The organism is Flavobacterium sp. FlaQc-52 (assembly GCF_044007495.1).
GTDB lineage: Bacteria > Bacteroidota > Bacteroidia > Flavobacteriales > Flavobacteriaceae > Flavobacterium > Flavobacterium cupriresistens.
Genome location: NZ_JBIPCV010000011.1, coordinates 23,093 through 31,227 on the forward strand (window position 1 = coordinate 23,093; position 8,135 = coordinate 31,227).

Below are 8,135 nucleotides of genomic sequence, written 5' to 3' on the forward strand. Positions count from 1 at the left end.
ATTACTTATGACAACAGCAGCCAAGTCCAAAAAAACATCCCTCAAACGTTTTCTAAGAAAGCGCGCGATTTACTATATCATTCCCAACGTATGTTTCAATTTTATTGTTGCTTATGCCAGTTTTCAAGAATTGGGGTATACTCATTTTTTTGCCGGTCCCCAAAGCTTAGCCCGTTTAACATTGCCAATGGCTATATTTTTACCCGTAATCCTCACAATGGATATCATTAACCGCGTTATTGTTGCCGCCGAAAAAGAATCAATCGAAGTGGCAATAGACCATACCCTGAATAAAAACAGATTTATAACAAAGTTATGTCTGTTACACGGCATCGTAACCGGTTTACTGGTATTAGCTCTATTACTCCTTGCACAGCAGAGCCTAACTGTCAACCATAAATTGGATCCTACCCTTATGGCCCTTCTGGATGCGGTTCTTGCAGGTCTACTTTCGATATTGTTTACTTATCTTCCCATATATAGGCTAAAAAAGCATTTACACGAACCTCTGCCAAAGGTGCAAATAGAAGTTGATGATTCTTATCGGGGAGTTTAATATCGGCGTAGATAATACCAGATTAAAAAAAACGCCGGAAATATATGAGTTTCAAACTTAAGGTTCGAATCCTGCTCTCCTCACCAAAAAAGTCCTAATGAAAATTATGGCTTTTTTGCTTTTTTTTAAAAGACTAAAAAATAAGTCAAATCCTAAAGTTGTCGAGAAATAAAAAGATTATTTCCTTCGCTTTTGTGAATTAAAGTTGACAGGTTTCAAAAACCTGTCAGCTTTGGTATTTAGGGTATTTAGCTCTATTTTAAATTTAATGATCCTTTTATAAAATATTTTGGATAACTGAACATCAAATTTTAACAGGATTGCATTAATTCAGTTATGTACTTTAAATTTTCTAAAATCCTATGTGTGATCAAAAAAGACATCACTTTCAGATTTCTTATCACGAGCATTTGCATGGCAGATTCTGGGATCAAGACATATTGTTGTGGAGGAACAAATATCTTGTACTTCTGTAATTTCTAATCAAGTTAAAAAGTTGTGAAATAATTTTTAGAAATTTCTTTTGTTAGAAGTAGCACATCATATACTTTTTGGCCAGAGCTTTTTAAGTACCTAATTTTCTAACTTCTCGCTTTGACAATCTCGCAAAGACGCCAAGCCGCTAAGTTTTTTCCTATTTTTAAGCTCCACCTTTCTGTTTTCTACTTTCTCGCTTTGGATTTCTAAAAATAGTATAGAGTCTCAAACTTTTTTTCTGTTTTTTCATTAAAACTTTGCGATTTTGCGTCTTTGCGAGATTTTTACTTCCCCACAACTTTCGGACTTGATCCAGATTCTGTCAAAACTTTGAAAAGCAGTAGTAGAAATATTGGAATTACTATAAAAAGAAAGAACAAAAAAAAGCCCTAATGAAAATTAGGACTTTTTAGTGGGGAGAGCAGGATTCGAACCTGCGAAGTTCACACAGCAGATTTACAGTCTGCCCTCGTTGGCCGCTTGAGTATCTCCCCGAAGCTTGTTTTGTTGCGCTTAGTTGTGCTAAGCGGTTGCAAATATAGGAATGTTTTTCATGTTTGCAAATAAAAATCCTCTGCTCTTACAGGAATCTTTTGTGTGTTTTTTGAAAATTGATTTTCTAAGATGTCGAACATTCTGAAAATAACTGTTTTAACACTAAGGACTGAACTCTTACTGGTGAGAAAATTTATTCTAAGAAAGTTGCTTTTTTTTATAAAATCAAGCTGTCAAGTCCAAAAGCTCTGTGAAAGCAAGAAGTAAAGATAAATATTGTTAACCTATTTACAATATTACAAGAAGACAGTGCAGGCAAAAGACACACCCGTAACTTCTTGTTTCTGAAAAAAACGCTACTTAAACTATAAAAAACATCTGGTATAAATTATTTTATATACCAGATGTAATTAAAAACCAACCTCAATAATTAAAACCTTTTATTCTACTAAATAAGAAATCGTATCGGATTCACAAAGCCTGAAATATCCTAATGCGAAATTTTTAGCGTCATTACTATTCACAATATTTCCTCTAATGTTACTTGGTGGCGTAGAAGAGGCATTTCCGCCTGACGCTCTCAATATTAGATTCATATAATTGTAAAACTTTTTAGAAATACCACGATGTACAATCGCAACTGTTTTCCCGGGCTTCATATCCGCATCTGCAAAACTGGTATTCATAATATTTCCATTTGTTGATTCATCATCAGTTAAGGTGTATTCCGGATAACGCAGAAAGTCTCCTGTGTAATCTACCAGATAATAATTCTCCTGATCGACCGGATCATTAAAATAATAGGTCAGCACAATTAAATCCGGTCCTGTTATATCCGGCATTAGCGTCTGTTCAACCCTATTAATTGGAGTTACAGAAGTTAACTTTTCAACTGCCGTAAAACTTTGTCCCTCTACTGTTACATACAAAGTATACTCCATATTAATAACGGGAACAAAATTAGTACATACATAGGAACCCGGTGCAGACTCCGTAAAAGTAAAAACATCTCCATTAGTGTTTTCAACCCTTACTTGCGCTCCGGAAACTTTTGGTGTAGTTGTACTGTAATAAGGAGCCATTTTACTGATCTTTATTACCTGATTATTGCCACTTGTTCCTTTCTTCCATTGTATCTCGGCATCTATAACTATTTTAGGTTCTCCAGTATCCAAATCCAGGTGTACGACCTCTTCACAAGATGTAAAGAACAAAACAAAAAGAAGACTAAACAAAGTCAATCCTTTACTTTTTAACATATATTTTTTTAATCTCTGCATGCTATTAAAATTTAAAATTATAAGAAATACCAGGTACAAACCCATAAATGGATAACTTTCTTGTTTCATTATCTCCTGTATCATCGTTTGTTGTAAACGTCATTGAAGCAGCATTTTTTCTACCGTAAACATTATAAATGCTAAATACCCAATAACTTTGCCATCCCTTCTTTTTATCCGGCTTTGGCGTATAAGTTGCCGCTATATCCAAGTGATGATAAACCGGTAGTCTGTTTGCATTTCTCACTCCATAATTTGGTATATTTCTACCTCCAAATTCATAGTAACCATTCGAATACGTCACAGGCTGACCGGACTGCAATGCAAAGTTGGTATTAAAAGACCACTTCGGACTTAATGCATAACTTGTCACAATATTTAAATTATGCAGTTTGTCATATCCTGATAAGTACCAATTCCCGTTTGCGATACCTGGCTCATCGGCAGTTCTACCCGGAGTTTTTTGTTCTGTTTTAGACAATGTATAAGAAATCCATCCCGTAAATCTACCGGTGTTTTTTCTAAATAATAATTCAGCACCATAAGATCTGGCTTTACCATTCAGAATAACTCTTTCGATATTATTATTTCCTAATATACTTGCGTCATCAATATAATCCATACGATTTTGAACATTCTTATAGAATAACTCTCCTTCAAAAGAATAATCATTATCCTTAAAATTTTTAAAATATCCTACCGCATATTGATCTAATAGTTGAGGTTTGGTAAATGGTCCGCTAGGTGTCCAAACATTCATTGGTGATAGGGACTGATAATTGGATAATATATGAACATATTGTGCCATCCTGTTGTAACTTGCTTTTACTGAAGTATTTTCGTTAAAAGCGTAGGATAATGCAAAACGTGGTTCAAAATTATTAAAACTGCTTATGACTTCTCCACTTCCGTATGAAACTGTTCCTGTTGGAGTACCTTGTTCATAAATATCATAAATTGGATTATATACTACGGCCATATCATTTTCATAGGTGCTGATCTCTTCTGCACCTAAACGATAAAACATACTATAACGCAATCCGTAACGAAGGTTAAGTTTCTTAGTAATCTGATGTTCAAAATCAATATATGCAGAAGTTTCCAACGCAAACTTTTTGTCAAGTTGTCTGTAATTAACCTGAGAATCCGAAGTTGTAGGTTCTAAAACACCCGGATTAAAATTATAATACAAACCATCAATTCCATAGTTAAGTTTAAACTTTTCTGATAGAGAATGATTCCAATTGTATTTAAGTCCATAACTCTTAATAGCACTTTTCCATTCAAAATCTTCCATTTCAATTCCTAGACTAAATTTATAGTCACTATAAAAGACGCCTAGCTTTGTATCTAATTTATCAGAAAATTTATGGGTCCAATTTAAGATACCCATTGTATTCCCATATGAATTGGTAAATCGTTTGCTTATTTCAAATGTATCGTTCCCTAAATATCCCGAGAAAGCAAGCGTGTTATTGGCGCTCAATCGATAGTTAAACTTTGCATTAAGATCATAGAACATAGCAGTACTCTTAATATCTGTCACTTTCAAAAATAAGTGAGCGTACGAAGCACGTCCTGCTATAATAAAGGAACCTTTGTCTTTTTTTACAGGGCCTTGCACCAATAACCTACTGGATGCTGTACCAATACCTCCATTTATCTTGTATTCTTCAAAATTTCCAGTTTGTTGGCTCACATCAAGAACAGAAGAAACACGACCCCCAAATTTAGAAGGAATACCTCCTTTGTATAAATCCAATCCACTAACAATATCTGCATTAAAAACAGAGAAAAAACCAAACAAATGAGAATCATTGTATACCGGAGCACCATCCAAAAGAATTAAATTCTGATCGGCAGCACCACCGCGAACATTAAATCCTGATGAAGCTTCTCCTCCGTTAGTAACTCCCGGTAATGTCAAGATCGCCTTTAAAGGATCTGCCTCGCCCATAACAACCGGAATCCTCTTTATCTCTTCCATATTAAGCTTATTGACACTCATTTGAGGATTCTTGATATCAACTGCTTTCGTACCGATTATGATTACCTGTTCCAATTGTTGGCTATCATCTTTCATAACAAAATTCATTGTCATATCATCCGAAATTGTAACCAGTTCTTCTATATTTTTAAAACCCATAGAACGAATCCGAACCGTATAACTCCCCTTTTCCAATTCTATAGAGAACATTCCATTTGCATCGGTCACAACACCTCTTGCTAGCTCTTTTATAAAAACATTGGCACCTATTACAGGTTGATTACTCTCGTCGAGAACCTGTCCACTTAACTTACTTTTTTTAGTTGTATTTAAAGTTTTTTGTTTTACTAAAATAGAATTCCCTGCAATTGAAAATTCAATAGAAGAGCTCTTGTTTAGCGCAACAACAAGCTCATTTATTGGTGTATCTTTATAAATATCTTCTTTTGTAAAATATTTTTGATTTGTATCAATTTGATCTGCAACTGAAAAATTTAAATCTGTCTGATTTTCAATTTGTTTAAATAATTCTTTGAGGGTTATCTTACTATCTACGGCTACAGTTACATTTTGGGAAAACATACGTAAACTGAATAAAGAAAAGCATGCTAAAATGATATGCTTCATGAATTTTATATTTAAAATATTATTAAATTAGATAGTTTTATACTACCCTTGACATAAGTACATTCTTTCTCTTCTATTGAAAAGCAATCTATTTTAATGATCCATTTATTACAAGTTTTAAGTTAGACATTTCTACTATTATTATCGTTTTAACCTTCTTTTTACTTATTCACACCGTACTTTATTTGTTGCAATACGGTATTGAAATAAGTTTTAACCAAATGCAAAATCGAAGTTTTTGTCTATCAAATTCTTTCTTGTTAAAAATGCGACAACTCTTTTCTTCGACATGCTTTTGTTTTAAGTATAACAAACGGAAATAGGAAAGTTCCTAATGAAAAACATTGTTTTTTTTATAATTTTACTTACAAACCAAAATACAAGTCGTAATTTTATTTTAAGAAAAGCCTTAAGAATAAATAACTAACTAACAAGCAACACCTTACAGATTAAGGTGTTTTTAATATGAAACTGATGACCGATTTATAAAAATGTAAAAATCTTATTTTCTTTTCCCAAAGATTCCCATTTATGCCTCTAAAGATGTCATCCGGCCTGGGAAAAATCAACTTGAATGGTTTCTTTTTATTGAAAATAATATTGGGAAATGCCTTTTAAAAAACAAAAACGCATCAAATATTTCCGATTGTATGATGGCATTATACAATTACACCACCGAATCCTTGATCTGAGAATACAGTAAAAAAAAGGTACTGCATCGAAGAACTATAACAATAAAAAGCTGCATTCTGAAATGCATCAGAAGCAGCTTTTTTATTTAGTCAATTTTTAGATTCTTAAACTAAAAACATCGGTATTAATCCCTTAAATAGATTTCAATCTATACTATATCAGAAGACAAGCGAATATCTCTCGTGCTAGTATTTTAATGCTGTAAAATATGATATGCAAGATCTCTACTTTTAATTATACCAGTACATCTGAGTAATTATAAAAAATCTCTTTTTCTCCAAAAAGTCTTTCAGAAATAATGTTTCTTTCTCTACAGTATTCGATAAGGATATTAGACTGTACAATCGGATTGGATTCATCGGTATATTTTATACTACTAATGAATTCCAACCAAGGTTCTTGTCCCATGGCATAAACATATACTTCTTTTGCATTAAAAGCGTTAATAAGTCCTTTACCTTTTTCAAAATTAGAGCCGGCCAATCTGCGCGATATATCTTTATCTCTAGGTAAACTCTCTGTTAACAACGGACCATAAAGCCATGATAAAGGGGCACCATCACACTCCATTCCCAGAAAAAGAACATCAATATCTCCTAAAACTGCTTGAACGTGCTGATATAATCGGGACTCAATATTACAGGAATCTGCAACAAAAAGCATTTTAAAATCTCCAACACTTACATGATGGCAAATTTTTGCCTGTATGTTTAAATCCGAATGTTCTCCAACAAAAGGCACACCGGTTATTACACAATCACTAAATTTGATTGCTTCCATCTCATCAATTTCGATCACATTGTCAAAACCAATAGCATTTAACATCAATTTTATACTTGGATCCTGTAAAGCACCATTAGATGCTCTGGGCACTACAATATTCTTAATCTTGTGACGTAAAGGAATTAAAGTTTCGAATAAAATATGGTCCTGGTGATTGTGTGTAATCAAAACGTAATCAATACTATCCGGCAAATCCATATCGGAGTATCGCTCTACTTCCTGAGGGTATCCATAATAACTGATTACGGGGTCTAACATTATACTGACCTCTTTTGTTTCCACGAGAATACAAGCATGACCGAAATATCTCATTCTAACTTTGTCTCCTTCATAGTTATTGTACTCTTTTGGAGCCTCAGTAGTAAAAAAGGACTCAAAGAGAGGTGCTTGCTCATCACTAATTCCTAATAATTCTTTTATAGAATCAAAATCGCCCGGATTTTTCTTCATTTTGCTCAACGCATCCAGACCTTTGTGGCTAAATGGAATATTCAAATGAATTTTTTCGTTATCTGCTAAACGCGGTGTACTTAAAACAAAAGGACGCTCATCATTTTCTGTTAACCACAATAATATACTTTGTGAAGCTGGGTTGTAAAATTTGCTATGATACAAAAGTGGTTCAAAAAATCGAAAAGAGGCTTGATTGTTCAGATCATAATAAAGTTCTACATATCCTTTAAGTATTTCAGGAATTTCATCGTACAATGGATCTAAAGAATACCCTTTTGCTTTGTTTTTCAAAAGAGTGTCAAGAGTCTTGATCGCTTCACTAAAAGCAATCATATCTTTTTGTTTCTCTAGAGTTTCTTCTTTTAATTTCTGGATTTCGTCAACCCTTTTTCCACCATAATCAATAAAAGGACCTCCTAACATTTTAGGGTTTTTAACTGCCGCAGCATGAGCTGAAGGTGCCTGAATATAGGAGTTCATAATTTTTAAATTTCGACCTGTTATATTCATTGCACTGGTGGCAGGAGAAATCAAGTGACTCCATGCATACCAATTATCAAACAATGGTTCAATTACTACATTTGGCTTTAGAAACAATTTCTGATTATTCATTTTTTTCAAATAGTTTAATATTAAGCTTAAATAGAAAGCTTTTTTTCTTTTTTATTACTTACGATAGCTGTTGACACTAATGCTTTTTAGGAATGAAGTATGGATAACTCGGGAAATCTTTTATAGGGTCAAAAACTTTATTTGACCCTAAAATTCAACTTTTCTACATTTC

General features: G+C 33.3%; 4 protein-coding genes and 1 tRNA gene. 1 reads left to right on the forward strand and 4 read right to left on the reverse strand.

What is annotated here, in order from left to right; all coding sequences use genetic code 11:
* Window positions 1-7: 7 nt before the first annotated feature.
* Window positions 8-556, forward strand: coding sequence for a hypothetical protein (locus ACHRV5_RS17470; protein ID WP_395427620.1), 549 nt, complete (start codon window positions 8-10; stop codon window positions 554-556).
* 890 nt (window positions 557-1,446) lie between these two features.
* Here the strand turns inward: ACHRV5_RS17470 and ACHRV5_RS17475 are convergent.
* The 4 genes from ACHRV5_RS17475 to ACHRV5_RS17490 form a co-directional block, all read right to left on the reverse strand.
* Window positions 1,447-1,527, reverse strand: a tRNA-Tyr gene (locus ACHRV5_RS17475).
* A 441-nt stretch (window positions 1,528-1,968) separates the two neighbouring features.
* Window positions 1,969-2,808: a DUF4249 domain-containing protein gene (locus ACHRV5_RS17480; RefSeq protein ID WP_395427621.1), complete on the reverse strand. Its 840-nt coding sequence runs from the start codon at window positions 2,806-2,808 to the stop codon at window positions 1,969-1,971.
* 4 nt (window positions 2,809-2,812) lie between these two features.
* Entirely contained in the window at window positions 2,813-5,422 is a 2,610-nt protein-coding gene (locus ACHRV5_RS17485; RefSeq protein ID WP_395427622.1) for a carboxypeptidase-like regulatory domain-containing protein, read from the reverse strand.
* Window positions 5,423-6,349: 927 nt separating this feature from the next.
* Window positions 6,350-7,963, reverse strand: coding sequence for an MBL fold metallo-hydrolase (locus tag ACHRV5_RS17490; RefSeq protein WP_395427623.1), 1,614 nt, complete (start codon window positions 7,961-7,963; stop codon window positions 6,350-6,352).
* Between the last annotated feature and the right edge of the window lie 172 nt (window positions 7,964-8,135).